Source organism: Caldovatus sediminis (assembly GCF_014644455.1).
GTDB classification, from domain to species: Bacteria; Pseudomonadota; Alphaproteobacteria; order Acetobacterales; family Acetobacteraceae; genus Caldovatus; species Caldovatus sediminis.
The window spans coordinates 434,534-460,373 of the sequence record NZ_BMKS01000001.1 but is presented as its reverse complement, the minus strand read 5'-3'; the positions used below and the strand labels follow the sequence as shown (position 1 = coordinate 460,373).

Genomic DNA, 25,840 nt, shown 5'->3' with positions numbered 1-25,840 from the left:
CCCCCGCCGCTACGACGCCCGCGCCCCGGCCTCGCGCGCGATCGCGCCCCAGCGCTCGATCTCGGCGGCGAGGTACTCGCGGCAGGCCGCGGGGGAGGGCGAGGTCAGCGGCTCCACGCCGGCGCGGGTGTACTGCTCGCGGACCTCCGGATCGTTGACTGCCCGGGTCAGCGCCGCGTGCATCCGGTTCACGACCGCCTCCGGCGTGCGCGCCGGCGCGACGACGGTGAACCAGTTGACCGCGATCAGCGAGGGCACGCCCTGCTCGACCGAGGTCGGCACGTCGGGCATCAGCGGCGAGCGCGCGTTGGCGGTGACCGCGATCGCGCGCAGCTTGCCCTCGCGCGCCATGCTGTGGATCGCCGGCAGGTCCATGATGATGCCCTGCACCTGGCCGTTGATCGCGTCCACCGCCGCCGCGACCGCGCCGCGATAGGGGACGTGGATGATGCGCTCCCCCGCGACCTTGCGCAGCAGCTCGATCGCGAGGTGCGGCAGGCCGCCGTTGCCGGAGGAGGAGAAGTGCAGGTCGCGCGTGCGGGCGAGCGCGATCACCTCCTGCAGCGTGCGCGCGGGCACCTGCGGGTTCACCGCCAGCAGTTCCGGCGTCATGCCGACCATGGTGACGGGCGCGAAGTCGCGCAGCGTGTCGTAGGGCAGGTTCGGGAAGGTGGCCATGCTGATGGCCACGACGCTCGCGCTGGCGAGCAGGAAGGTGTAGCCGTCCGGCGCGGCGCGCGCGACGCTGTCGGCGCCGATCGTGCCGTTGGCGCCGGTGCGGTTCTCCACCACCACGGTCGCGCCGCCGAGCAGGGCGGTGAGCTTCGGCGCGAGGATGCGCGCGACGATGTCGTTGGAGCCGCCGGGCGGGAAGCCGACGACGAGGCGGATCGGCCGGCTCGGCCAGTCCTGCGCCGCGGCGGGGCGGAGGCCGAGCGCCACGGGGGCCGCGGCGGCGGTGGCGAGCAGCGCGCGGCGGCGCGTCTTCGTGCGGTGCGTCATGGCGCGTTTCCTCCCTCGGGGTTCAGTCCAGCCGCGCGACGATGCCCTCGAGCTCGGGGCGCGGCGCCGGGTAGCGGCGCATCACCTCCGGGTCGTGTCCCGGGATCACCCGCCCGATGTCGCCGCCCGCCAGCCGGCGCACGGCCTGGAAGGAGTCGAGCGCGGCGCCGACGTCGAACACCAGCCGGAAGGGCCGCATCGCCTCGATGTTCTCGTAGTAGTGGCTGGCGTCGGAGGCGAGCACGAGCCAGCCGCGCCGGGTCCGCACGCGCACGAACTGCAGGCCCGGCGTGTGGCCGCCGCCGGGATGGACGGTGACGCCGTCGGCGATCTCGTCCTCGCCGGCGTGGAACTCCACCCGGCCGGCGTAGTTCAGCCGCACCGCCTCCAGCACCTGGTCGAGCTCGTAGGCGCGGCCGCAGCAGGCGAAGCGCATGTGCCTGCCGGTGGCGAAGGCCATCTCGCGCTCCTGCAGGTGGAAGCGGGCGTTCGGGTACCTGTCCAGGTTGCCGGCGTGGTCGTTGTGCAGGTGCGTCAGGATCACGTCGGAGACGGCCTCCGGCGCGATGCCGAGCAGCCGCAGCGACTCCGCCGGGCAGCGCAGGAAGGTCCGACCGCGGCGCTCCGCGACCTCGCGCGAGAAGCCGGAATCGATCGCGACCACGCGGTCCGCGCTCCGCGCGACCCAGACGAAGTAGTCCATCGGCATCGGGCCGTCGTGCGGGTCGGCGTCCACGAACATGTGGTCGCGCCGCCCGTCGCGCGTGGCGTAGCGGATCGCGTGGACCTCGTACTCCGCGCTCACTGGCGCGAGAGTCCGGTCTGCTGCACGACCTCGATCCATTTCGCGACGTCGCGCTGGATCAGGGCGCCGAGCGCCTGCGGGCCGCGCTCCTCCGCCGCCGGGATGATCGCGGCGAGATCGGAGAGGCGCCGGCGCATCTCGCCGTCGTTCAACGCCGCCTCGATCGCCTCCGCCAGCCGCGCGATCACGCCCGGCGGCGTGCCGCGCGGCGCGGCGAGAGCGTTCCACACCACGAGGTCGAAGGCCGGCACGCCGGCCTCCGCGAAGGTCGGAATGTCCGGGAGCTGCGGGATCCGCTCGCGCGCGCTGACGGCGAGCGCGACCGCGGTGCCGCCGCGGTGCGCCGGGATCATCGTCACGGTCTGGTCGATCACCGCGTCCACCACGCCGGCGGCGAGGTCGTTCATCGCCGGCCCCGCGCCGCGGTAGGAGACGAGCGTGGCCTTCAGCCCCGTCAGGTGAAGCAGGTAGGCGGGCGCGAGATGGCTCGTCGTGCCGACGCCGGCGGTGCCGAAGGTCGCTCGGTCGCCGTTGCGGCGGATGTGGTCGAGCAGGTCGGAGAGGGTGCGGATGCCGCTGCGCGGCCCGGCGGAGAGCACCATCGGCACGTGCGCGACCAGCCCGACCGGGGCGAGGTCGCGGCGCGGATCGAAGCCGGCGTCCGGGTTCATCGCGACGAGGGCGGCGAAGATGCCCATGTTGCCGAAGACCAGGGTGTGCCCGTCCGCCTCCGCCCGCATCGCCCGCTGCAGCCCGACGAGGCCGCTGCCGCCGCTGACGTTCTCCACCACCACGTTGCGGCCGAGCGCAGGGCCCATCGCCTGGGCGAGGAAGCGCGCCAGCGCGTCGAGCGTGCCCCCGGGCGCGGCGGGGACGATGATCGTGACGGTGCGGCGCGGCCAGTCTGCGGCCGCTGCGCCGCCCGCCGGCTGGGCCAGGGCGGCGGCGCGCGGCGCGGCGAGCGCGGCGAGGGCTGCGGCCCCCAGCAGCAGGCGGCGGCCTGGGTGCGGCATGACGGCATCTCCCCCTTCTTGCCCGGCGATGGCGAGGCTGCGGCGACCGGGCGCGGAGGTCAAGCGCCCCGCGCCGGCGCCGCGCCTCACTCCGGCGCGGCCGAAGCGCGCTCGCCCGGCAGCGTGGCGATGGCGTGGCGGAAGGCGTCCAGCGTCTGCGCCACGTCGCGTTCGTCGTGCGCGAGCGAGACGTAGAACTTGCTGTCGCCCTTCAGTACGCCGCGCGCCCGGAGCGCCGCGTTGACGTGGCGCTGCTTCGCCGCGTCGGCGCGCAGCGTGGCGCGGTAGTCCCGCATCTCGCCCTCGGCGAAGAACACGTCGAACAGCGGCGGCTCGCCCACCACCCGGCCCGGCACGCCCGCCTCGCGGAGGACTTGCGCGAAGCCCTCCATCAGCGCGCGGCCGGTGGCGAAGACGCGCTCGTAGGCGCCCGGGCGGCGCAGGATGTCGAGCGTGGCGAGGCCGGCCACCGCGGCGACGGGGTTGCCGGAGAGCGTGCCGACCTGGAAGAGGAAGCGGTCCTCGCCGACGCGCGAACGGTCGAAATGCGCCATGATCTCCGCCCGCCCGGCGATCGCCGCGAGCGGGAAGCCGCCGCCGACGATCTTGCCGAGGGTGCAGAGGTCCGGCGTGACGCCGTAGTATTCCTGCGCGCCGCCCCAGGCGAAGCGGAAGCCGGTGACGACCTCGTCGAAGATCAGCGGGATGCCGAAGCGCGCGGTGATCTCGCGCAGCGCCTGGAGGAAGCCCGGCGCGGGCGGCAGCAGGCGCTGGAAGGGCTCGACGATCACGCCGGCGATCTCGTCGTGGCGCGATTCGATCAGGCGCTCCACCGCCGCGACGTCGTTGAAGGGGGCGATCAGCACCTCGTCCTCGACGCTGCGCGGGATGCCGGCGGAATCCGGCACCGGACGCGGGAAGTTCGCCGGGCGCCTCGGGGCGAGGCTCATCAGCGAGTAGTCGCTCATGCCGTGGTAGCCGCCCTCGAACTTCACGATCTTCTCGCGCCCGCGGAAGGCGCGGGCGGCGCGCATGGCGTAGAGGTCGGCCTCGGTGCCGGTGGAGACGTAGCGGAGCTGCTCGGCGCAGGGCACGGCCTCGACGATCCTCTCCGCCAGCACGATGCCGGGCTCGTTGTTGGCGAAGAAGGTGAAGCCCTTCGGGAGCTGCTCCCGCACCGCCGCGACCACCTCGGGATGGGCGTGGCCGACGAACATCGGGCCGGAGCCGAGCAGGAAGTCCACGTACTCGTTGCCGCTGACGTCCCAGACCCGGCCGCCGCGGCCCTCGCGGATGACGATGTCGAAGGAGACGTTGCCGAAGCCGCCCGCCGGCAGCACCCGGCGCGCGCGCTCCACGAGCGCCAGCTCGGCCTCGCTGCGCGTGATCCCACTCATGCGATGGCTCCCGATTCCTGCCGCCCCGGCGCGGGGGTCGGCGGCGAGCCTAGACCCCCGCCGCCCGCGGCGCCATGCCCTCCGCGGCGGTTCCGCCCGCCGCCGCGCCGTGCCAGACTGCCCGCGGCCCGGCCCGGAAGGAGAGCGGCGGATGAGGATCAAGCGCATCGAGCACGTCGCGATCGCGGTGCGGGACCTGGACGCGGCGCGCCGCACCTTCGAGACGCTCGGGATCGCCTGCGACCACGAGGAGACGATCAACGGCGTCCGCCTGGCGATGCTGCCGATCGGCGAATCCGCGCTGGAGCTGCTCGAGCCGCAGCGGGAGGGCACCCGCACCGGGGAGTGGATCGAGCAGCGGGGCGAGGGCCTCTACCACATCTGCCTCGAGGTCGAGGACATCGAGGCGGCGCTCGCCGAGCTGCGCGGCAAGGGCGTGGCGCTGCTCGACGAGGCGCCGCGCACCGGGCATGGCGGGCACCGCATCGCCTTCCTCGACCCGCGCTCGACCGCGGGCGTGCTGGTCGAGCTGGTGGAGATGGCGGCGCCGGCCGCCTAGAGCCGATCGCGGACGGCCGGGAACAGCCGGAAGCGTGAATCGGCTCGGCAAACAACAAGCTGGAGCCGTTGCAGCGAGCACAGCCGAGCGAAAACGGCTCTAGCGCTTCAGGAAGCGGTAGCGGAACCGCGCCGCGCCGTCGGCCTCGATGCGGCCGGCGGTGGGCGCGGGGAAGTGGACCGGCAGGACGACCGTGTCGGTCCCGGCCGTCGCGCTGAGGAAGCGGCGCCGCGACTGCGCCGCCAGCGCCGGGTCCCAGTCGAACACCGTGGACCAGTCCGGCTCGCGGCACTGCAGCGCGTGGTGCATCAGGTCGCCGGTGACGACCGCGCGCTGCCCGCGCGAGTGGATGTTGACGCAGCAGTGGCAGGGCGCGTGGCCCGGCGTCGGCGTCAGCGTCACCGTGTCGTCGAGGGCGAAGTCGTCGTCCACCAGCAGCGCCTGGCCGGCCTCGACGACGGGCAGGCAGTTCATGCGCCAGACCTCGCCGGGCGGGTTCTCGCCGCGCGCGGTCGCGGCCTCCCAGAAGGCGTATTCGCGCTTGTGGAAGACGTACTTCGCCCTGGGGAAGGTCGGCACCCAGCGGCCGTTCACCAGGCGCGTGTTCCAGCCGCAATGGTCGATGTGCAGGTGGGTGCAGAAGACGTAGTCGATGTCCTCGAAGCGCAGGCCCTGCGCGGCGAAGTTGTCCAGCCAGGCCCGCTTCGGGAAGTCGAAGGGCGGGGCGTAGCCCTTGTCCTCGCCGGTGCAGGTGTCGATCAGGATGGTGTGGCGCGGGGTGCGGACGACGAAGGTCTGGTAGGTGATGACCATGCGGCCGGAGGCGGGGTCGAAGACGAAGGGGTCCATCTCCGCCAGGTGGCGGCGCCCCACCTCGGGGTCGTAGGCCGGGAACATCGCCTCCGGCGTGCGCCAGGGGCCGTCGCGCTCGATGACGCTGGTGATGGTGACGTCGCCGATGGTGATGCCGTTGCGCATGGCCGTGCGTTCCTCCCGCTCCCGCGCCGATGATGCACCGGCGGCGCGGCCGCGTCACCCGTGGCTGCGGAGGGCAGGGGGACCTTCTACCGGGATGCGGGGCCCGCTCGCCGGGCACGGACCAGCGGCCCGCGCCGGCTTGCGCTCCGGCGGAGCGTGTCGCCGGATCGCCACGCCACGCGCCTGCGGAGGGACGCGGCCGCAAAGGCGCACGCCGCTCCCCTGCGCGCGGCCGCCGCCCGGCAGCCGCATGCGCGCCCCGGGAGGCGCGCCCTCGCCCGCCTCGAGGCGGGCGGGCCCGGTCGGTCCGCCGCCGGGCCGGCCCGCCGCGCCGCCGGCCGGTCAGCCGGCCGCCGCGACGCCGTCCGAGGTCAGGCGGTGCGCCGCGGGTCCCAGCGCCTCCAGCCGGTCGGCGCGGATCTTCGGCGGCGTCCGGGTCTCGGCGCCCACCTCGCACATCCGGTCGAGCAGCGTGATCGCGGTGCCCCAGTACCAGTCGGCCTCGCGCGGATCGGAGGCGTCGCGCGCGCAGAGCGCGAGCAGCCGGCCGGTGGCGGCGGCGAGCTGCACCTCCTGGCCCGGCCGCAGCCCGCGCTCGGACTGCTCGACCAGCCGGTCGATGCGGCGGCGGATCTCGCCGCGCCGCATGCGGTGCCAGACCCGCTCGACGAGGCGCAGCGGATGACGCGCCTGGAGCGGCGCCGGCCCGTAGCGCAGCCGCGCGCGCGGCAGGATCTGCGTGACGAGCGCCTCGCGCAGCAGCTCCGCGCGCTCCGCGTCGCGGCCGTCGTTGGTGCCGAGGATGCGCGGCGCGAAGGGCTTCAGGCGCTGGCGCATCGCGTCCGGCATCTCGTCGTTCACCGGGATGGCGAAGCCGCGGATCAGCGGCGAGGCGGTGCGCGGCTGGTCGGTGTGGCCCTCGCCGGCGAGGCAGGCGACGAGCGCCATGATGCACATCTGTCCGCGGCCCGGGATGCCGAGCCCGCTGACGAGCTCGACGCGGTCCAGGGCCCGCTGCAGGCGAAGCAGGTCCATCTCCATCGGGTGCTCCTCCGCCCCCGCCGGCGCGGCCGGGGGCTCTGGGCAAACGCACGGCCCGGCGGCCGGCTTCACCGGAGGCGCTGTGATCCGTGAAGGAATTCGCGCCGCCGGGCGCGAGGGCATGGCATGCAGCCGATTGCAGGCGGGGCATTCACCCGCTTGTGACGGAACGCGCGCGATCGGGACCGGCGGCGGTGGCGGCCCGGGCGTGAAGGAGGCGCGGCGGCCGCGCACTCCCCCGTGCCGGACGGGCGGCTATCCTGTGGCAGGGCCGGCGTTCCGGCCGGTCGGCCCGCCTGGCGGAATGGCAGACGCAGCGGACTTAAAATCCGCAGCCCACAGGGCGTGGGGGTTCGAGTCCCCCGGCGGGCATTCCGCCGCCGCCGCGCGGCCTCAGCCGCCGGCGAGGATCGCGTCGGCGATCTTCTCCGCCGTCATCAGCGTCGGGAAGTTGGTGTTGGCGCAGGGCACGACCGGGAAGATCGAGGCGTCCACCACACGCAGCCCCTCCACCCCGCGCACCCGGCCCGCCGTGTCCACCACCGCCATCGGGTCGTCCTCGCGCCCCATGCGGCAGCTGCAGGAGGCGTGCCAGACGCCGATCGCCGCCTTGCGCACGAAGGCCTCCAGCGCCTCGTCGTCGCGCATCACCTGCTCGAAGGTGAAGCCCTCGACGACGTAGCGGTTGATGAGCCAGGCGCGCAGCGCCGCCGGGCCGTCGAGAAGGCCGGCGATCAGCCTGGTCAGGATGCGGTTCCTCGTGTTCACCACGCCGATCCGGCGCACGCGGTCGCTGTAGCTCGCCGGGAAGGGGTCGCTCGTCACCGCGCGCAGCGGGTCGCTGAGCTGGATCGCCGCGAGGTGGCGGAAGCCGCCCATCAGCCGCTCCAGGTCGCGCCGGTCGGAGAGGAGGTTGAACTCGACGACCGGCTCGGCCCGCCAGTCGGGCGAGGCGAGGCGCACCTGGCCCGTCTCCGAGTAGGTCTTGTTCACGAACAGGATGAAGGAGGCGATCTGCTCGCCCACCGCGTGCCAGGCGGACTTGCTCGCCACCGCGACGAACATGTCCCCGCGCGGCGCCCCCTCGAGGCCGGAGGAGTAGCGCAGCCCGACCTGGATGTGCCGGCGCGTGGTGCGCCCGGTCATGCGCGCGCCGCGGCGGATGAAGGAGGAGAGCGAGATCGAGGGGTGGTCCATCAGCCGCTGCCCCACCCCCGGCAGGTGCGCGCGCACCGGGATGCCGAGGTCGCGCAGGTGCCCCGCCGGCCCGATCCCGGCGCGCAGCAGGTGCGCCGGGCTGTGGATCGCGCCGCAGGAGAGGATCACCTCGTTCCCGCGGAATTCCTGCTCCCGCCCGCCGACGAGGGCGCGCACCCCGATGCAGCGCGTCCCCTCGAACAGCAGCGCCATCACCTGGGTGTCGGTCGAGATGGTGAGGTTCTCGCGCCGCCGCGTCTCCGCGTCGAGGTAGCCGATCGCGGCGGAGACGCGCTGCTCCTCGGCGTTGGAGATGGTGATCGGGAAGTAGCCGTCCTCGAAATGGCCGTTCTGGTCGGGCAGGAACCTGTAGCCCGCGCGCCGGAACGCCTCGCCCACGGCCCTGGCGTGGCCGTCCCAGTGCTCCGGCATGATGCGGCGGACCGGGATGCGGCCCTCCTTGCCGTGGAACGGGCCGTCGAAGTCGAGGTCGCGCTCGACCTTGCGGAAATAGGGCAGGACGTCGTCCCAGCCCCAGCCCTCGGCGCCGCGCGCCACCCACTCGGCGTAGTCGGTCGGCGCGCCGCGGTTGGCGAGCTGCCCGTTGATCGAGGAGCCGCCGCCGAGCACCCGCGCCTGCTCGTACTTGCGCAGCGGCGGGCGGTCGGAATCGGGCGCGTTGTGCGAGACGACCTGGGTGTGGACCTTGAGCTCGGTCCAGTGGAAGCGCGGGTCGAAGTAGGCGGTGCCCGGGTAGCTGTCGAGGATCTCCGGCGGCACCTTGCCCGGCGGCGTGTCCTGCCCGGCCTCGCAGAGCAGGACCCGGTGCGCGCTCCGCGCCGAGAGGCGGTGGGCGAGCACCGAACCGGCCGAGCCGCCGCCGACGATGATCGTGTCGTACACCACCGCGCGTTTCCCCCTTGGATCGGTTCGCACCCCCCTAGCATGGCAGCGCCGCACGGGTCACGGGGCGGCGGGCTTGCCAGCCCTTCCCCCGGGGCGGAGACTGTCGTCCCGATGCGATCCGATACCGCCTCTGCCGGCGTCCCTCCGGCGCCGCCGGCCTGTTGCGTCCTCGAACCATCCCCCTCGCAGCGGCGCGGCGCGCATCGCCCGGCAGCGGCGCGCCCCGGCCGCGCGACGACGACCACGACGGACCCGCCCGGATGCGCCTCGGCCGTCCGCTGACCCTACTGCTGCTCGCCCTGGCCGCGACCTTCTGGCAGCAGACCTTCGCCGCGCTCGGCCGGATCCTGCCTCCCGTGATCGCGCCCGCGATCGTCGAGGAGCTGCGGCTCGACCCGGCCCTGGTCGGCGTCTATGTCGGCGTCGCCGCGGCGGCGGCGCTGGTGTTCCAGATGGGTTGCGGCAGCTTCATCCTGCGCTACGGCGCGCTGCGGATGAGCCAGGCGGCGCTGGTGATGCTGACCATCGGCCTGTCGCTCGCCGCCGGCGGGACGCTCGCGCTCTTCGCGCTCTCGGCGGTCATCGCCGGCGGCGGCGCGGCGATCTCCACGCCGGCCAGTTCGCATCTGCTCGGCCGCTACTCGCCGCCCCGCTATGCGCCGCTGGTGTTCTCCATCAAGCAGACGGCGGTGCCGATGGGGCTGCTGCTCGCCGGCCTGCTCGGCCCGTTCATGACCGGGCTGTGGGGCTGGCGCGGCGCGCTGCTCGCCGCCGCCGCGGCCAGCCTCGTCGTCGCCGTGCTGCTCGAACCGCTGCGCGCCGAGTTCGACGCCGACCGGGTGCGGAGCCGCTCCTTCCGGCTGTCGGACTTCGCCACCACGCTCGGCTCCGTGGTCGGCACGCACGACCTGCGCGGCCTGTCGCTCGCCTGCTTCGCCTTCAACGGGCTGCAGACCGTGTTCACGTCGTACTTCGTCATCTACCTAGTGGCGCTCGACTACACCCTCGCCGCGGCCGGCCTCGTCTTCTCGGTGGCGACGCTGGTGGCGATCCCGGGGCGCGTGCTCTGGGGATGGCTCGGCAGCGTGCTGGTGCCTCCGCGGCGGATGCTGGCCCTGCTCGCGCTCGGCATGGCCGGCAGCGCGGGGCTGATGGCGCTGTTCACGCCCGGTTGGCCGACGGTGGCGATCGGCGCGGTGGCGACGCTCCTCAGCATGACCGCCCTCTCCTGGCACGGCGTCCTGCTGTCGGAGACGGCGCGCCTCGCGCCCGAGGGGATGCGCGGCGCGGTGACCGGGGGCGTGCTGTCCTTCGGCCAGATCGGGGCGCTGCTGATGCCGCTGCTCTACGCGGCGCTGCTCGGGGCGACCGGCGGGCACGGGCTCGGCTTCCTCGTCAGCGGGCTGCCGGCGCTGCTGGTCGGGATCGACCTGCTGCGCCCGGTGGAGGCGCGCCGCCGGCCCGGCTAGAGCCGATCGCGGACGGCCGGAAACAGCCGGAAGCGTGAATCGGCTCGGCCAACGACGAGCAGGAGTCGTTGCAGCGAGCACAGCCGAGCGAAAACGGCGCTAAGGGTGCGCCGCCCGCCTCAGCCGCCTCAGCGCCGGACCAGTTCGAGCGCGAAGGCGCAGGTTGGGGTGCGCAGAATCCCGCGGAAGGCGGTGCCCTCGACGGCGCCGACCACTTCGACGTCGATCTCGGTGCCGCGGCCGAATTCCAGGCGGATGCGGCCGCCCGGCGCGACCGGGCCGGTCGCTTCCCAGGGCGGATCCTCGTGGAAGCGCAGCGCCGCGCGCCCCTCGGCGATGCGCAGCAGGGGGCGCGGCGAGGCCCAGGGGCAGTGCGCCTCCGGGTGGCGCCAGGTCTCGACCAGCGTGCCGGTGTAGAGACCGTCGAGCGCCGCCGGTTCCTGCGCGGCCGATGCGGGCGCGCGCTGCGCCCCGGACGCGACGGGGAAGGCCCAGGCGGAGGCGGCCAGGACGGCGGCGGCGAGGCGGCAGCAGGCCGGCGGCGCGACGGGGCATGGCGGGGAGCGGGTCAGGAACGGCATGGCCGGTCGGATCTCCCGCGCCGCAGAGTATGGCATTTCCCGGCCGCACGCCCGTTCCGGTTCCACCTCCCGACGCCGCCCGGAGCGAGCGCTGCGGCCTCGGCACGAGGGTCGCGATCCGGGCCAGGGGCGCCACCGCGCCGAGCGGCGGGGCTCCGGCCCGCGCATCCCCTGCGCCCTGGCGTGGAGCAGGGCGGGCCGGGGGACGGTGCGCCCGTCAGTACCAGCCCTGCTGCGGCGGCGGCAGCGCCCCATAGGCCGCAGGCGGGTAGGGCGCCGCTCCCGGGTAGCCGTATGGCGCGGCCGGCGCCGCATAGGGGGAGGGCTGCGGCGGCGCGTAGCCATGGGCCTGCGGGTAGGGCGGCGCCGTGCCCGGCGGCAGGTCCTCGCGCCTCACCTCGCCGCCCTGCGCCCCGTAACCGCCGCCGAGTTCGGCGCGGCGGGCGCGCTCCCAGGCCCGCTGCTGCGCCGCCCAGGCGCGACGGCGCTCCATCTCTCGCGCCAGCGGGCCTGCCGCTCGGCCTCGAAATCGCTGTAGCGGGCGGCGGAGCCGGCGCGGCGCGCGGCCTCCTCCTGCTGCCAGGCGCGCGCCCGCTCCGCATAATAGGGATCGTAGGAGCCGTAGGGACCGTCCTGGACGCAGCCCGCCGCGGCGACCGGAAGGAGCGAGGCCAGGAACAGGAGAGGGCGAGGCAGGCGGCGGCGGTGGCGGGATGGCATCGCGTGATCCGGATCTTCGAGCGGTGCTGCGAAGCGCGCTTCGGCCCTCGCGCGCGCCGGCATCGCCGGAAGCCTCCGCGCCCGAGGCGGCGGGGCGGTGGCGCGGCGGTGTCGGAGTTGTGGCGGCGCCAGCTCCGCGGGCGCCCGGCCGGGCGGCGGCCCGTGCCGGCCGCGCCTCAACGCAACGCAAGCCAGACCAGCATCGCCGAGCCGAGCGCGATGCGATACCAGCCGAAGGGGGTGAAGCCGATCCGCCCGATCACGGCGAGAACGGCGCGCACCGTCACCAGCGCCACCGCGAAGGCCGAGCAGAACCCCACCGCGATCAGCCCCCCGGCGCCGAAGTCCAGCGCCTCCCGGGCCTTCCAGAGACTGTAGGCGGTCGCCGCGAGCATCGTCGGGATGGCGAGGACGAAGCTGAACTCGGCCGCCGCGCGCCGCGCCACGCCGAGCGCCAGCGCCGCGATGATGGTCGCGCCCGAGCGCGAGGTGCCCGGGATCATCGCCAGCGCCTGCCCGAACCCGATCAGGAGCGCGGTGAGCGGCCCAATCTCCGGCACGGTGCGGATCCAGGCGTGCGGCTGGTACCGCTCGATGGCGATGATGACGACGCCGCCCACGATGAGCGCGACGGCGACGACCCAGGGCGTGAACAGCAGCGTCGTGATCGGTCCGTGCAGCGTGGCGCCGATCGCCGCGGCCGGCAGGAAGGCGAGGGCCAGGTTGACCGCGTAGTAGCGCTCGGTCGTCCGCGCGTGCCACATCCCGAGGGCGATGCGCCAGAGCATGGCGCGGTAGACCCAGACCACGGCGAGGATGGCGCCGAGCTGGATCGCGATCTCGAACGTCTTGCCCGGCGGGCCCTGGAAGCCGATCGCCTCGCCGAGCAGGATCAGGTGGCCGGTCGAGGAGACCGGCACGAACTCCGTCAGGCCCTCCACGACCCCCATGAGCAGGGCGGAGAGCAGCGGGCTGGATTCCGCCATGGGACGGTGCGGGCTAGCGCGGCACGACGGCAGGGATCACGCGCGGGCCGAGGCCGCGCCGCCGCGGCGCGCCGCCCGACGGCGGCCCGGCCGTGGCGGCGGAGCGCGGAGGGCGGCGCCGCACCGCGTGCCGGATCCGGTCAGCGCTGCTGCTGGGCGGCGGCGACGAAGGCAAAGTTGTCGAAGCTGTTCTCCGCGATGCGGAACCACTGGTACTCCTCGTCGCGGTAGCGGCGGTAGCTCTCCCAGAACTTCTTGAACCGCTCGTTGCGGCCGGCGGTCTCCTCCGTCACCTCGTGGGCGGCGCGCCAGGCGGCCTGCATCAGGTCGCGCGGCCAGAAGCGGAGCTGCGCCCCGGCCGCGACCAGGCGGCGCAGCGCCTGCGGGTTGGAGTGGTCGTAGCGGCTGACCATCTCGCTGTCGGCCTCGGCGCAGGCGACCTCGATCGCGTGCTTGTAGGCGTCGGGGAGCGAGTCCCAGGCGCGCTGGTTGACCATGAAGTGCAGCCGCGCCCCGGGCTCCCAGAAGCCGGGCGCGTAGTAGTAGCGGGCGACGCGCACGAAGCCGAGCTTCTCGTCGTCGTGCGGCCCGACGAACTCGACCGCGTCGAGCACGCCGCGCTCGAGCGAGGGATAGATGTCGGCCGCCGGCACCTGGGTCGGCGCGGCGCCGAGGCGCTGGAACACCTGGCCGGCGAAGCCGGCGATGCGGAACTTGAGGCCCTGCAGGTCCTGCAGCGAGCGCACCTCGTTGCGGAACCAGCCGCCCATCTGCGCCCCGGTGTCGCCGGAGGGGAAGCCGACCACGGAGTAGTCGCGCAGCAGCTCCGCGGCGAGCTGGTTGCCGCCGCCGTGGCGGAACCAGGCGGTCATCTGCCGGGTGTTGAGGCCGAAGGGATAGGCGGTGAGGAAGGCGAAGGAAGGCTCCTTGCCGACGTAGTAGTAGGCGGCGGTGTGGCAGCACTCGACCGAGCCGGACTGCACCGCGTCGAGCGCGGCGAAGGGCGGCGCGATCTCGCCGCCCGGGAAGACGCGGATCTGGAAGCGGTTGTCGGTGAGCTGGGCGACCCGCCGCACGATGCCTTCCGCGGTCCCGAACAGGATGTCGAGGCTGCGCGGGAAGGAGCTGGTCAGGCGCCAGCGGATCTCGGGGCTCGCGGTCTGGGCGATGGCGGGCGCGGCGAGGGCCGCGGCCGGCGCGGCGGCGGCGGCGCCCAGCAGGGCGCGGCGGCGGCTGGTCATGGAAGTCCGTCTCCCGGTTCGGCGTTGCAGCGGTACGGCGGGCGGGTGTGGAATATCAGGGCGGCGGCGCGAGGCAAGCCGGGAACGCCCCCGGCCTGGCGACCGGGCGCGGGGCCTGCCCGCACGTCCTCGCGCGCGCCCTGCCCGGCCGCGGACGAGCCCGCCAGGATCCGTCGCCGCGCGCCGGCGCCAGGCCGGCGGGCAGGGGCAGGGAGGAGAGGGCGATGGCCGACGGCACCGAGCGACGCGTCGCCGAGCACTACGCGCATGGCGCGCTGGAACGCGCGATACTGGAGGCGCTGGCCGCGGCCGGGGTGGACCCCGACCGCCTCGCGCCGCAGGACCTCGCCCCGGTGGACGAGTTCCACATCGGGGGGCGCCAGGCAACGATCGACCTCGCCGCACGGCTCGGCCTCGCGCCGGGGATGCGCCTGCTCGACGTCGGCTCGGGCCTCGGCGGGGCCTCGCGCCACTTCGCGCAGGCGCATGGCTGCCTGGTCACGGGCATCGACCTGACCGAGGAGTTCGTGCGCGTCGCGGAGGGCCTCGCCCGCCGCGTCGGGCTGGCCGGGCGCGTGTCGTACCGGTGCGGCAGCGCGCTCGCCCTGCCCTTCGGTCCGGCGGAGTTCGACGGCGCCACCATGCTCCACGTCGGCATGAACATCGGGGACAAGGCGGCGCTGTTCGCCGAGGTCCGGCGGGTGCTCCGGCCCGGCGGCGTGTTCGCGGTCTACGACGTGATGCGCGAGGGCGACGAGGGCGCCTTGCGCTTTCCGGTCCCCTGGGCCTCTGACCCCGCGACCAGCTTCCTCGAGACGCCGGCCGCCTACCGGCGCCTGCTCGAAGCCGCAGGGTTCGAGGTGCGGGCGGAGCGCAACCGCCGCGACTCCGCGATCGCGTTCTTCCGGCGCCTGGGCGAGGAGACGGCGCGGCGCGGCGGCCCGCCGCCGCTCGGCCTGCACATCGTGATGGGCGCGACGGCGGCGCAGAAGATCGCCAACATGGCGGACGCGCTCGAGCGGGGGGTGATCGCCCCGACCGAGATCGTCTGCCGCGCCGCCTGACGGCTGACCGGGCCGGAGCGGCTCAGTAGCGGTAGTGGTCGGCCTTGAACGGCCCCTCGGGCGGCACGCCGATGTACTCGGCCTGCTTCGGCGTCAGCTTCGTCAGCCTCGCCCCGACCTTCTCGAGGTGCAGCGCGGCGACCTTCTCGTCGAGGCGCTTGGGCAGCGTGTACACCTTGCGCTCGTACCTGCCCGGACTGGTCCACAGCTCGATCTGCGCCAGCACCTGGTTGGTGAAGCTCGCGCTCATCACGAAGCTCGGGTGGCCGGTGGCGTTGCCGAGGTTCACCAGCCTGCCCTCGGAGAGCAGGATGATCCGCTTGCCGTCCGGGAACTCGATCTCGTCCACCTGCGGCTTGACGTTGTGCCACTTGAAGTTGCGCAGCGCCGCGACCTGGATCTCGGAGTCGAAGTGGCCGATGTTGCACACGATCGCGCGGTGCTTCATCCGCCGCATGTGCTCGACGGTGATGACGTCCACGTTGCCGGTGGCGGTGACGAAGATGTCGGCGACGGGCGCCGCCTCCTCCATCGTCGTCACCTGGTAGCCCTCCATCGCCGCCTGCAGGGCGCAGATCGGGTCCACCTCGCTCACCATCACGCGGCAGCCGGCGTTGCGGAGCGAGGCGGCGCTGCCCTTGCCGACGTCGCCGAAGCCGCAGACCATGGCGACCTTGCCCGCCATCATCACGTCGGTCCCGCGCCGGATGCCGTCCACCAGCGACTCGCGGCAGCCGTAGAGGTTGTCGAACTTGCTCTTGGTGACGCTGTCGTTGACGTTGATGGCGGGGAACAGCAGCCGCCCCTCCTTCGCCATCTGGTAGAGGCGGTGCACGCCGGTCGTCGTCTCCTCCGAGACGCCGCGGATGCTCGCCGCGAGGCGGCCGAACCAGCCGGGCTTCGTCTGCAGCGTGTCCCTGACGAGGGCGAAGAGGACCTCCTCCTCCTCGTTCGAGGCGCCGCCGAGGAAGGCGGTGTCGCCCTGCTCGGCGCGGTGGCCGAGATGGACGAACAGCGTCAGGTCGCCGCCGTCGTCGAGCAGCAGGTTGGGCTCGCCGTCGTCGCCCCATTCGAGGGTGCGGCGGACGTACCGCCAGTACTCGGGCAGCGTCTCGCCCTTCACGGCGAAGACCGGCACGCCGGCCGCGGCGATCGCGGCGGCGGCGTGGTCCTGGGTCGAGAAGATGTTGCAGGAGGACCAGCGCACATCGGCGCCGAGCGCCCTCAGCGTCTCGATCAGCACCGCGGTCTGGATCGTCATGTGCAGGCAGCCGGCGATCCGCGCGCCCTTGAGCGGCTTCGCCGCGCCGTACTCCTTCCGCACCGCCATCAGGCCGGGCATCTCGTCCTCGGCCATGGCGATCTCCTTCCGGCCCCACTCGGCCAGGGAGAGGTCCTTCACCACGTATTCGGCTGCGACAGCGCCCATCCGCAGGTGCCTCCGGAATGCCGGCGGCGCCCTAGCATGCGGCCCGTGCGGTGGCGAGGGGGGAGGTCCGGTCCGATGCGCCTCGTCGCGAGCCGCCGCCGGCCTGCGACGGCGACCGGACGGGCCCGGCGCAGCGGGCCCTTGCCGAACGGGCGCGGGGCGGCGCGAGACGCCGCCCTGCGCGTCACGGGCAGCTCTCGGCGGTGCCGCCGGGCGGAATCGCCTGGGCGACCTGCGCGCCGGCAGTGCCGGCACCCGGCGTCGTGCGGAGCACGAGCGGGCCGTCGCCGCGCGTGACCACCTGAGGCATGCCGGCCGTGGTGGGGGGACAGCCGCCGCCGGCCCGTTCCCTGGCCGCGGCCCCGATCGTGGTGTCCGGGGCGGTGCCCGCGGCGGTTCCCGCCATCGGCGGCGCCGCGGTCTCGCACGCCGCGAGCAGGAAGCCCGCGGCGATCAGCGTGAAGGCGAATGTGCGCTGCATGATGTCTCTCCGGTTCCCGGGCAGCACCGCGGAACTGTCCGGTCCCCCGGGAACGGAGCGAGACTGGCGCGGGACGCGCTCTCGGCCCTTGACATGCGTCAGTGGCACGCGTGCGTTCTGCGGCCGCCAAGAAAACGTGATCGCCGGCTCGACGAGTTGTCCTGGCGGCGAGGTCGGCGTGCGGCCGGGCGCGGCACCGCCCGGGGGCGCCCTCAGGCCCGCTCGGTCAGGCCCTCGGCGAAGCCCATCACCAGCTCCTGGATCCGCGCCGGGTCGCTCTGCTCCATCACGCGCCGCGCGAAGCGGGCGCAGTCGGCGATGTCGAGCGAACGCACCGCCTGCTTCGCGCGCGGGATCGCGCTCGCGTTCATCGAGAGCGAGCGGATCCCGAGGCCGAGCAGCAGCGGCACCAGGCGCGGATTGCCCGCCATCTCGCCGCAGACCGAGACCGGCATGCGCAGCCGCAGCGCCGCCTCGGTGGAGAACTGCACGAGCCGCAGCACCGCCGGGTGCAGCGGATCGTAGAGGTGCGCGACCTCCGCCTCCGAGCGGTCCACCGCCAGCGTGTACATGGCGAGGTCGTTGGTGCCGATGGCGAAGAAGTCGGCCTCCAGCGCGATCGCGTCCGCCGCCAGGGCCGCGCCCGGCGTCTCGATCATCGCGCCGAGCGGCGGCAGGGGGTCGGGCAGCCTCTCGCCGCGGCGGCGCAGGCGGCGGGCGACGCGCTCGTAGATCTCGCGCGCCTGCTTCACCTCGGCCGGGATGGTGACCATCGGCAGCAGGATGCGCACCGGGCCCTTCGCCGCCACGCGCAGGATGGCGGCGAACTGCACCTCGAGCAGCTCCGGCCGCTTCAGCAGCATCCGCACGCCGCGCAGGCCGAGCGCCGGGTTCGGCCCGCCCAGCGCGGGTATGCCCTCGGCCAGCGCCTCGATGTCCTTCTCGCCGCCCCAGTCGAGGACGCGGATGGTGACGGGCTCGCCGTCCATCGCCTCGAGGATCTCGGCGTAGGCCGCGACCTGCGCCTCCTCGTCGGGCAGGTCCTCGCGGTTCATGAACAGGAACTCGGTGCGCAGCAGGCCGATGCCCTGCGCGCCCGCCTGCGCGATCAGCGGCAGCTCCGCCGGGATCTCCAGGTTGGCCTGGAGCTCCACCTCCTCCCCGTCGGTGGTGACCGCCGGCAGACGCCGCAGCTTGGCGAGCTTCGCCCGCTCCCGCGCGAAGGCGGCGAGCGACTCGCGCGCCGCGGCGAGCGTCGCCGGGGAGGGGTTCAGCGCCACCGTGCCCGCCGTGCCGTCGAGCACGCAGGGATCGCCGCGCCGCGCCGTGCCCGTCAGCCCGTGGCAGCCGAGGACGGAGGGGATGCCGAGCGCGCGCAGCATGATCGCGGTGTGGCCGTCGGCGCCGCCCTCCTCGGTGGCGACGCCTGCGATGCGCGCGGGGTTGAGCAGGGCGGCGTCCGCCGGCGTCAGCTCCTCGGCGATCAGGATCGCACCCTGCGGGATGTCCTTGAGAGCGCGGAAGGGCAGGGCGGTGAGGTTGCGCGTCAGCCGCCGGGCGATCTCGCGCACCTCCTGGGCGCGCCGCAGCAGTCCGGTCTTGTCGTCGTCGCGCGTGGCGAGGATCGCCGCGGCGATGCTCTCCGCCTCGTCCTGCACCGCGGTCTCGGCGGCGACCAGGTCGCTCTCGATGCGCTTGCGGGCGCCGCGGATGAGCCGGGAGTTGGCGAGCATCATCGCGTAGGCGTCGAGCAGCGGCGAGAGTTCCTCCTGCGCCTCCTCCGGCAGCACGCCGATGCGCGTCTTGAGCTTCGCCACCTGCTTGCGCGAGGCGGCGACCGCCTCGGCCAGGCGCTGTCGCTCGGCCTCGACCTCGGCGGCGGTGATGCTGCGGCGCGGCGCCTCGGCCGGCGCCTCGGTGGTGTCGAAGATCGCGCCGATGGCGATGCCCGGCGAGACCGGGATGCCCTTGAGCCGCGTCTCGCGCGCCGCCCCGCGGCGGCCATGGGGCGAACCGGCCCGTGCGCGCCCGTCGGCGCCGCGCGGCGCCGACACGACGGTCTCGGCGTCGGGGTCAGCTTTCATGGAAGCCGGCCTCGATCAGGCCGGCGATCGCCTCGAGCGCCTCCTTGGCGTCCCAGCCCTCGGCCTCGATCGTGATCTCGCTGCCCTGTCCGGCGCCGAGCATCATCAGCCCCATGATCGAGCAGGCCGGGACGCTCTGCCCGCCGCGCGTGATGCGCACGCAGGCCGAGTAGCGCTCCGCCAGCGTCGCCAGCTTCGCCGCGGCGCGGGCGTGCAGCCCGCGGCTGTTGCGGATGGCCACGGTCCGGCGCAGCACCAGCGCGTCCGCCGCGTCGGGGGCGGGCGCGCAGCCGCAGTCCTCGCGCCGCGGTTCGGGCTCGCCCCCGCCCTGGATGGCTGCCGCGGCGGCCTCTTCGGGCCCGCGCGGACCGGAAGGGGGGGCGCTCACGGCGAGCGCCGCCCCGCTTCCCGCGGCGCGGCGCGGCCCCTCGCCGCGGCGGCCATGTCGGCACCGCCCTCGGCCGGCACGACCGGCGGCTCCGGCTGCGCCGGGGCGCGACCGCGGCCGCGCGCCGCGCCGGGCGGCAACGGCGCATGGCCGTTCAGCATCTCGGAGCCGCAGGCGATGTACTTCCGGCCCGCCGTCTGCGCGTGGTCCACCGCCTCGGCCAGCGGTTCGCTGCCGCGCACCTTGGCGAGCTTCACCAGCAGGGGCAGGTTCACCCCCGCGATCACCTCCACGTCCGGGCGCTGGTCGAGCAGCGACATGGCGAGGTTCGACGGCGTGCCGCCCAGGATGTCGGTCAGCACCACGACGCCGTCGCCTTCGTCCACCGCGCGGATGCACTCGCGGATGTCGGCGCGCCTGTCCTCGATGTCGTCTTCGGGGCCGATGCACACCGTGGCGACGCCGCGTTGCGGCCCCACCACGTGCTCCATGGCGTGCCGAAGCTCCTCGGCCAGGCGGCCGTGGGTGACCAGTACGAGGCCGATCATGGGATGTACAAAAGGGCCTCCCGCCCCGTCATGGGCTGGGCCGTCCCGGTGGGGGCGCCGCCGCCTTGCGCGTCGTCGTTCCCGGGCGCCGCCCCCGCCAACTCGCGGTGGACGGTCTCGGCCCGCCAGCCTTGCCGCAAGAGATGGTTCGCCAGGCGCTCCGCCACAAGCACCGACCGGTGCCGGCCGCCGGTGCAGCCGAGCGCAATCGTGAGGTACTTCTTCCCCTCCGCCACGTAGCGGGGCAACAGCGGGTCGAGGAAGGCCGTCATGCGCTCCCAGAATGGCGCGAAGCCGGGATCGGCCTCGATGTGCGCGGCCACCGCCGGGTCGCGGCCGGTCCGCGGCCGCAGCGCCGGATCGTAGTGCGGGTTGCGCAGGAACCGCAGGTCGAACACCAGGTCCGCCTCGCGCGGCAGCCCCCTCGAATAGGCGAAGGAGACGACGGTGATCGCCAGCCCGGCGCCCGCCGCGGCCTCGCCCTGGAAGCGGCGCGCGATCATCCGCCTGAGCTCGGGCAGCGGCAGCTCCGAGGTGTCGATCACCCAGTCCGCCACCTCGCGCAGCGGCCCGAGCAGCGCCGCCTCCCGCGCGATGCCGTCGGCCACGCGGCTGCCGAGCGGCCCGCCCGGGGCGAGCGGGTGGCGCCGGCGGGTCTCCGTGTAGCGGCGCAGCAGCACGCCCTCCTCCGCGGTGGCGAAGACCAGGGCGACCGCGATCTCGGGGCGCCGGCGCAGCCGCTCCAGAAGCCGCAGGGCGGCGGCCGGATCGAAGTCGCGGGTCCGGCTGTCGATGCCCGCGGCGAGCGGCAGGTCGCCGTCGCCGACCAGCGCCTCCAGCACCGCGAGCGGCGGGTTGTCCACCGTCTCGAAGCCGAGGTCCTCCAGCGCCCGGAGGATCGAGGCCTTGCCGGCCCCCGACAGGCCGGTCACCAGCACGAACGGGCGCGGGGCGGGGCGGGCCGGCGGCGCGCCGCCGGGCGGCGGCAGGGCGTCCATGCTCAGCGTCCCGCGCCGGCGGCGACGGTTTCGAAGGCGCCGGCCCGCATCCGCGTCCGCGCCGTCGCGGCGTCGAGCGCCCATTCCACCTTGCTGGGGGCGGACCCGTCGAGGGCGTGCAGCCGCACCAGCGGGACCGAGAGGCGGCCGCAGGCGAAGCGCGCGGGCTCCGGCAGGCGCGGAACGGCGTCGCGGCTCGCCGTGCACTCGACGGCGAGGCACAGCCGCGCCCCGGCCTCCACCGGCAGGTCGGCGAACAGGCCGAGGCCGCGCACCTCCAGCATGCCGCGCAAGGCGGGCGCGGGCTCGGCGCGCAGGGCGCCGCGCCGCGCCTGCGGCGGCGCCGGCCCCGCATCGTCCGCCGCCTCCTCGGGCGTCAGCCGCACCTGGTCGTCGGCCACCAGGCGCCAGCCAGGCCGATCCAGCAGGCGCAGGACGAGATCGGACTTCCCCGCGCCCGGAGGGCCGAGGAACAGGACCGCCTCCCCATTGCGCGCGGCGCAGCTCCCGTGGACCAGCATTCCCGGCAGACCCTCGCGTCGGGGCGGGACTGTGGCAGAAACGCGGCAAGGGGGAAAGCGTCCCCGGAACGTGACCGGCCGGCAGCGGATCCCGGGGGGGGGCGGGCGCCTGCCCCCCGATCGGCTGCGGCCCTGCCCGCTGCCCGCGGCGCGCTTGTTCCGCCGCCCCGGGGATGACAGCCTGCCGCCGCCATGATCGTGGAACGCCCCGACATCGAGGCCGCCGCCCGGCGCGTCGCCCCGCACATCCGCCACACCCCCGTCCTGCGCCTGGCCGCCGGCGAGGCCGGCGGCCTCGGGCTCGACCATCCGGTGACCCTCAAGCTGGACTCGCTGCAGGTGACCGGCAGCTTCAAGCCGCGCGGCGCCTTCAACCGCATGCTCGCCGCCGCGCCGGCGCCGGAGGCCGGCGTGATCGCCGCCTCGGGCGGCAACCACGGCGCCGCGGTGGCCCATGCCGCCCGTGCCCTCGGCCTGCGGGCGGAGATCTTCGTGCCCGAGGCGACGCCCGCGGCCAAGCGCGCCCTGATCGAGCAGCACGGCGCCCGCCTCGTCGCCGCCGGCCGCGACTACGAGGCGGCGTTCGAGGCGTGCCGGGCGCGCGCCGCCGAGACCGGCGCGCTGCTGGTGCACGCCTACGACCAGGAGGAGGTGGTCGCCGGCGCCGGCACCCTCGCGCGCGAGCTGGAGGCGGACGCGCCGGAGCTGACCCATGTGCTGGTCGCGGTCGGCGGCGGCGGGCTGCTCGGCGGCGTGCTCGCCTGGTACGCCGACAGCGGCGTCGAGGTCATCGCCGTCGAGCCGGGCAACTGCCCGACGCTGACCGTCGCGATGCTGGCCGGCCGGCCGCAGCCTGCGCCGGTCGGGGGGATCGCCGCGGACAGCCTCGGCGCGCGCCGGATCGGCCGGATCGCCTTCGCGCTGGCGGGGCGCCGTCTCGCGCGCGGCGTGGTGGTGGCGGACTCCGCGATCGCCGAGGCGCAGCGGCGCCTCTGGCGGGCCTGCCGCATCGCCGCCGAGCCGGGCGGGGCGACGGCGCTGGCGGCGCTGGTCTCTGGCGCCTGGACGCCGCCGGAAGGCGCGCGGGTGGGGGTGGTGGTCTGCGGCGCCAATGCCGACCCCGGCGAGGTCGCCGCGCCGCCGGGCTGAGGCGCGGGCCGGCGGCGCCGTGCCGCGGCGCCGGCCCGCCCGCAGCAGCACCGGCGCCGCCGCGATCGCGCCGAGGATGCCGCAGGGGCGTGTAGCCCACCTCCGCCGTACGGCCGGGCCGGGAGAACGGCCGGTGGCGCGCGACCACGATGACCCGAACGGGTTGAGCCCGCCGGAGGCCGCCTCGCCGCGGCGGCGCGGGTCGCGAGGACCACGAGGCGACCGGGCGCCGGGCCACGGTTGACGCGGCGGGCCGGGGCCGGGCAATTCCGGAAACCGGAACCACCGCTGCCGAGGAGTGGAGGCCGCCGATGCCCGACAGCGACACGCTGATCGCGGTCAAGCCCGAGATCGCCGCGCGGGCCCGGGTGGACGCCGCCCGCTACCGGACGATGGCCGAGGAGGCGGCGCGCGATCCGGAGGCCTTCTGGCGCAGGGAGCTGCGCCGCATCGCCTGGATGAGGGAGCCGACGCGCATCAAGGACGCGGACTTCACCGGCGACGTCCGCATCCGCTGGTTCGAGGACGGCGTGCTCAACGCCTCCGTCTCCTGCCTCGACCGCCACATCGAGGCCGGTCGCGGCGACCAGGTCGCGATCATCTGGGAAGGCGACGATCCCGGCACCGACGCCAAGGTCACCTACCGGGAGCTGCACGAGCGCGTCTGCCGCCTCGCCAACGCGCTGAAGGCGCTCGGCGTGAAGAAGGGCGACCGCGTCTGCATCTACCTGCCGATGATCGTCGAGGCGGCGGTGGCGATGCTCGCCTGCGCGCGGATCGGCGCGATCCACTCCGTCGTCTTCGGCGGCTTCTCGCCCGACAGCCTCGCCTCGCGCATCCAGGACAGCGAGTGCTCGATCCTGATCACGGCCGACGAGGGCCGGCGCGGCGGGCGCGCCGTGCCGCTCAAGGCCAATGCCGACGAGGCGCTCGCGACCTGCCCCTCGATCCGGCACGTGGTGGTGGTGCGCCACACCGGCGCGCCGGTGCCGATGCGCGCCGGACGCGACCTGTGGTGGCACGATCTCTGCGCCGAGGCCGCGCCGCACTGCGCGCCGGAGCCGATGGGCGCCGAGGACCCGCTGTTCATCCTCTACACCTCGGGCAGCACGGGCAAGCCGAAGGGCGTGCTGCACACCACCGGCGGCTACCTGGTGTGGGCGAGCTTCACCCACGAGATCGTCTTCGACTACCGCCCGGGCGAGATCTACTGGTGCACCGCCGACGTCGGCTGGGTGACGGGGCACACCTACATCGTCTACGGCCCGCTCGCCAACGGCGCCACCACGCTGATGTTCGAGGGCGTGCCGAGCTGGCCCGACAGCTCCCGCTTCTGGCAGGTGGTGGACAAGCACGGGGTCAGCATCTTCTACACCGCGCCGACCGCGATCCGCGCCCTGATGCGCGAGGGCGAGGGCCCGGTGCGGCGGACCAGCCGCAGGTCGCTGCGCATCCTCGGCACGGTAGGCGAGCCGATCAACCCCGAGGCCTGGCTCTGGTACTACCGCGTCGTCGGCGAGGAGCGCTGCCCGGTGGTGGACACCTGGTGGCAGACCGAGACCGGCGGCATCCTCATCTCGCCGCTCCCCGGCGCGACCCCGCTGAAGCCCGGCTCCGCGACGCTGCCGCTGCCGGGCGTGAAGCCCGCGATCGTGGACGGCGAGGGCCGCATCCTCGAGGGCGCGACCGAGGGCAACCTGGTGCTGCTCGACTCCTGGCCCGGGCAGATGCGCACCGTCTTCGGCGACCACGCGCGCTTCGTGCAGACCTACTTCTCGACCTTCCCCGGCATGTACTTCACCGGCGACGGGGCGCGGCGCGACGCGGACGGCTACTACTGGATCACCGGCCGGGTGGACGACGTGATCAACGTCGCCGGCCACCGCCTCGGCACCGCCGAGATCGAGAGCGCGCTGGTGGCGCACCCGAAGGTCGCCGAGGCCGCGGTCGTCGGCATGCCGCACGACATCAAGGGCCAGGGCATCTACGCCTACGTCACGCTGAAGCTCGGCGTGGAGCCCTCGGAGGCGCTGCGCCAGGAGCTGGTCGCCTGGGTGCGCAAGGAGATCGGGCCGATCGCCACGCCGGATGCGATCCAGTGGGCGCCCGGCCTGCCGAAGACGCGCAGCGGCAAGATCATGCGCCGCATCCTGCGCAAGATCGCGGCGAACGAGACCGGGAACCTGGGCGACACCTCGACCCTCGCCGATCCCGCCGTGGTGGCGGACCTGGTGGCGAACCGGCTGAGCGCCTGACCGCCGCCGCGCCGGCGTGCCGCGCCGCCGCGGCGCGCCGGCCGATCCGCGGTCGTGCCGGCCGCGGAGCGAGCCCGCGCGCGACCCGATCCGGCCCGTTGTGTCGCCTTCGCGACAGACGCCATCACATCGGCGTGGCAAGGCTCGCACGGGCGTCACCCGGTTCTTGCAACCGGCCGACCCGCTTCCGTTTTCTCCCGAGGAGGCTTCGCAGGAATGGACGGGACGCGCCCCGATCCGCGCGCGCAGGAGAAGACGTGCCCTCTCGCCGCCTGCGGCAACCGGCTGATCGGCGCGATGCGCGAGGCGGACCGCGCGCTGCTCGAGCCGCACCTCGTCCCTGTGGACCTCGCTCCGCGCCAGGTGCTGTTCGAGGCCGGCGAGGAGATCGCGTTCTCCCACTTTCCCTGCGCGGGCACGGTGATCTCGCTCGCCGGCGCGATGTCCGACGGCCGGGTCGCGGAGGTCGCGGTCATCGGGGCCGAAGGCGCGGCCGGAGGCATCATCAGCGCCGGGCGGCATTTCGCCTCCGCGCGCGCCGAGGTTCAGGTGCCCGGTCCCGCGCTGCGCATCGACATCGCGCGGCTCGAGGCCGCCAAGGCCGCCTCCGCGCCGCTCCGCGGCCTGCTCGCGCGCTACGCCGACCTGCTGCTCGCCCAGGTGATGCAGTCGGCCGCCTGCAACGCGCTGCATCCGGTGGAGGCGCGCGCCTGCCGCTGGCTGCTGATGATCCACGACCGCGCCGGCACGGACGAGCTGCCGCTGACGCAGGAGTTCCTCGCCGAGATGCTCGGCGTGCAGCGCACCACCGTCACCCGGGTGCTCGCCGGCCTCGCGGAGGCGCGCGCGCTGGACCAGCGGCGGGGCTGCATCGTCCTGCGCGACCGCCGTCCGATCGAGCGCGGCGCCTGCGAGTGCTACCGCGCCGTCGAGCGCCACGTCCGGCGGATCGCGCCGGAGCTGCTGCCGGGCGGAGCGGGCGAGGCGGCGAACAACCGCGGATGAGGCGCGGCCCCGCGCGCCGCCCG

Annotated in this window: 24 protein-coding genes and 1 tRNA gene; 7 read left to right on the top strand and 18 right to left on the bottom strand. The window is 74.8% G+C overall.

What is annotated here, in order from left to right:
* Window positions 1-9: 9 nt before the first annotated feature.
* The 4 genes from IEX99_RS02150 to IEX99_RS02135 all read right to left on the bottom strand — a co-directional run bounded on the left by IEX99_RS02150 (window position 10) and on the right by IEX99_RS02135 (window position 4,217).
* Entirely contained in the window at window positions 10-1,002 is a 993-nt protein-coding gene (locus IEX99_RS02150; protein ID WP_188897937.1) for a Bug family tripartite tricarboxylate transporter substrate binding protein, read from the bottom strand.
* Between the two features lie 22 nt (window positions 1,003-1,024).
* On the bottom strand, window positions 1,025-1,807 hold the full coding sequence (locus tag IEX99_RS02145; RefSeq protein WP_229677746.1) for an N-acyl homoserine lactonase family protein: 783 nt from the start codon (window positions 1,805-1,807) through the stop codon (window positions 1,025-1,027).
* The gene (locus tag IEX99_RS02140) at window positions 1,804-2,820 is read right to left on the bottom strand and encodes a Bug family tripartite tricarboxylate transporter substrate binding protein (protein ID WP_188897933.1); all 1,017 of its coding nucleotides are present in this window, start codon (window positions 2,818-2,820) and stop codon (window positions 1,804-1,806) included. Before IEX99_RS02140 ends, IEX99_RS02145 begins: the two co-directional genes overlap by 4 nt.
* Before the next feature lie 86 nt (window positions 2,821-2,906).
* Window positions 2,907-4,217, bottom strand: coding sequence for an aspartate aminotransferase family protein (locus IEX99_RS02135; protein ID WP_188897931.1), 1,311 nt, complete (start codon window positions 4,215-4,217; stop codon window positions 2,907-2,909).
* A gap of 151 nt (window positions 4,218-4,368) precedes the next feature.
* Here IEX99_RS02135 and mce point away from each other — a divergent pair, with 151 nt between their 5' ends.
* Window positions 4,369-4,776 (top strand): methylmalonyl-CoA epimerase, encoded by a 408-nt coding sequence (gene mce / locus IEX99_RS02130; protein ID WP_188897929.1) that lies wholly within the window; start codon window positions 4,369-4,371, stop codon window positions 4,774-4,776.
* Between the two features lie 99 nt (window positions 4,777-4,875).
* Here mce and IEX99_RS02125 read toward each other — a convergent pair whose 3' ends face one another.
* Window positions 4,876-5,754: an MBL fold metallo-hydrolase gene (locus IEX99_RS02125; RefSeq protein WP_188897927.1), complete on the bottom strand. Its 879-nt coding sequence runs from the start codon at window positions 5,752-5,754 to the stop codon at window positions 4,876-4,878.
* Window positions 5,755-6,096: 342 nt separating this feature from the next.
* On the bottom strand, window positions 6,097-6,789 hold the full coding sequence (locus IEX99_RS02120; RefSeq protein WP_188897925.1) for a hypothetical protein: 693 nt from the start codon (window positions 6,787-6,789) through the stop codon (window positions 6,097-6,099).
* A 296-nt stretch (window positions 6,790-7,085) separates the two neighbouring features.
* On the opposite strand from IEX99_RS02120, the gene IEX99_RS02115 reads away from it, so the two are divergent.
* Window positions 7,086-7,167: transfer RNA gene (locus IEX99_RS02115), tRNA-Leu, on the top strand.
* 21 nt (window positions 7,168-7,188) lie between these two features.
* Here IEX99_RS02115 and IEX99_RS02110 read toward each other — a convergent pair.
* Window positions 7,189-8,895, bottom strand: a complete 1,707-nt coding sequence (locus IEX99_RS02110) for a GMC family oxidoreductase (protein ID WP_188897922.1) — start codon at window positions 8,893-8,895, stop codon at window positions 7,189-7,191.
* Between the two features lie 263 nt (window positions 8,896-9,158).
* Between IEX99_RS02110 and IEX99_RS02105 the strand changes: the two genes are divergently transcribed.
* Window positions 9,159-10,367 (top strand): MFS transporter, encoded by a 1,209-nt coding sequence (locus IEX99_RS02105; RefSeq protein WP_188897920.1) that lies wholly within the window; start codon window positions 9,159-9,161, stop codon window positions 10,365-10,367.
* A gap of 128 nt (window positions 10,368-10,495) precedes the next feature.
* Here IEX99_RS02105 and IEX99_RS02100 read toward each other — a convergent pair whose 3' ends face one another.
* From IEX99_RS02100 to IEX99_RS02085, 4 genes are all read right to left on the bottom strand, one after another.
* The gene (locus IEX99_RS02100; protein ID WP_188897918.1) at window positions 10,496-10,948 is read right to left on the bottom strand and encodes a hypothetical protein; all 453 of its coding nucleotides are present in this window, start codon (window positions 10,946-10,948) and stop codon (window positions 10,496-10,498) included.
* A gap of 217 nt (window positions 10,949-11,165) precedes the next feature.
* Window positions 11,166-11,441, bottom strand: a complete 276-nt coding sequence (locus IEX99_RS02095; RefSeq protein WP_188897916.1) for a hypothetical protein — start codon at window positions 11,439-11,441, stop codon at window positions 11,166-11,168.
* Window positions 11,442-11,844: 403 nt separating this feature from the next.
* The gene (locus IEX99_RS02090; protein WP_188897914.1) at window positions 11,845-12,654 is read right to left on the bottom strand and encodes an undecaprenyl-diphosphate phosphatase; all 810 of its coding nucleotides are present in this window, start codon (window positions 12,652-12,654) and stop codon (window positions 11,845-11,847) included.
* Window positions 12,655-12,794: 140 nt separating this feature from the next.
* Window positions 12,795-13,895 carry a TRAP transporter substrate-binding protein gene (locus IEX99_RS02085; protein ID WP_188897911.1) on the bottom strand — a complete coding sequence of 367 codons (1,101 nt, stop codon included), beginning with the start codon at window positions 13,893-13,895 and terminating at the stop codon, window positions 12,795-12,797.
* A 224-nt stretch (window positions 13,896-14,119) separates the two neighbouring features.
* Between IEX99_RS02085 and IEX99_RS02080 the strand changes: the two genes are divergently transcribed.
* Window positions 14,120-14,959: a class I SAM-dependent methyltransferase gene (locus IEX99_RS02080; protein ID WP_188897909.1), complete on the top strand. Its 840-nt coding sequence runs from the start codon at window positions 14,120-14,122 to the stop codon at window positions 14,957-14,959.
* 22 nt (window positions 14,960-14,981) lie between these two features.
* Here IEX99_RS02080 and ahcY read toward each other — a convergent pair whose 3' ends face one another.
* The 7 genes from ahcY to IEX99_RS02045 all read right to left on the bottom strand — a co-directional run bounded on the left by ahcY (window position 14,982) and on the right by IEX99_RS02045 (window position 21,408).
* A complete protein-coding gene (gene ahcY, locus IEX99_RS02075) occupies window positions 14,982-16,388 on the bottom strand; it encodes an adenosylhomocysteinase (protein WP_188897907.1) in 1,407 nt (468 codons plus the stop codon).
* 184 nt (window positions 16,389-16,572) lie between these two features.
* The gene (locus IEX99_RS02070; RefSeq protein ID WP_188897905.1) at window positions 16,573-16,869 is read right to left on the bottom strand and encodes a hypothetical protein; all 297 of its coding nucleotides are present in this window, start codon (window positions 16,867-16,869) and stop codon (window positions 16,573-16,575) included.
* Window positions 16,870-17,081: 212 nt separating this feature from the next.
* Window positions 17,082-18,953, bottom strand: coding sequence for a phosphoenolpyruvate--protein phosphotransferase (gene ptsP / locus IEX99_RS02065; RefSeq protein ID WP_188897903.1), 1,872 nt, complete (start codon window positions 18,951-18,953; stop codon window positions 17,082-17,084).
* Window positions 18,943-19,212: an HPr family phosphocarrier protein gene (locus tag IEX99_RS02060; RefSeq protein ID WP_229677761.1), complete on the bottom strand. Its 270-nt coding sequence runs from the start codon at window positions 19,210-19,212 to the stop codon at window positions 18,943-18,945. Before IEX99_RS02060 ends, ptsP begins: the two co-directional genes overlap by 11 nt.
* A 125-nt stretch (window positions 19,213-19,337) precedes the next feature.
* Window positions 19,338-19,889, bottom strand: a complete 552-nt coding sequence (locus IEX99_RS02055; RefSeq protein WP_456304517.1) for a PTS sugar transporter subunit IIA — start codon at window positions 19,887-19,889, stop codon at window positions 19,338-19,340.
* Window positions 19,886-20,887 (bottom strand): RNase adapter RapZ, encoded by a 1,002-nt coding sequence (gene rapZ / locus IEX99_RS02050; protein WP_188897901.1) that lies wholly within the window; start codon window positions 20,885-20,887, stop codon window positions 19,886-19,888. The genes IEX99_RS02055 and rapZ overlap by 4 nt, the downstream gene beginning before the upstream one ends.
* Window positions 20,888-20,889: 2 nt before the next feature.
* The gene (locus IEX99_RS02045) at window positions 20,890-21,408 is read right to left on the bottom strand and encodes an HPr kinase/phosphorylase (protein WP_188897899.1); all 519 of its coding nucleotides are present in this window, start codon (window positions 21,406-21,408) and stop codon (window positions 20,890-20,892) included.
* A 192-nt stretch (window positions 21,409-21,600) separates the two neighbouring features.
* Between IEX99_RS02045 and IEX99_RS02040 the strand changes: the two genes are divergently transcribed.
* The 3 genes from IEX99_RS02040 to IEX99_RS02030 all read left to right on the top strand — a co-directional run bounded on the left by IEX99_RS02040 (window position 21,601) and on the right by IEX99_RS02030 (window position 25,817).
* Window positions 21,601-22,557 carry a serine/threonine dehydratase gene (locus IEX99_RS02040; RefSeq protein ID WP_188897897.1) on the top strand — a complete coding sequence of 319 codons (957 nt, stop codon included), beginning with the start codon at window positions 21,601-21,603 and terminating at the stop codon, window positions 22,555-22,557.
* Window positions 22,558-22,868: 311 nt separating this feature from the next.
* A complete protein-coding gene (acs, locus tag IEX99_RS02035; protein WP_188897895.1) occupies window positions 22,869-24,812 on the top strand; it encodes an acetate--CoA ligase in 1,944 nt (647 codons plus the stop codon).
* Window positions 24,813-25,028: 216 nt separating this feature from the next.
* Window positions 25,029-25,817: a Crp/Fnr family transcriptional regulator gene (locus tag IEX99_RS02030; protein WP_188897893.1), complete on the top strand. Its 789-nt coding sequence runs from the start codon at window positions 25,029-25,031 to the stop codon at window positions 25,815-25,817.
* Window positions 25,818-25,840 lie beyond the last annotated feature (23 nt).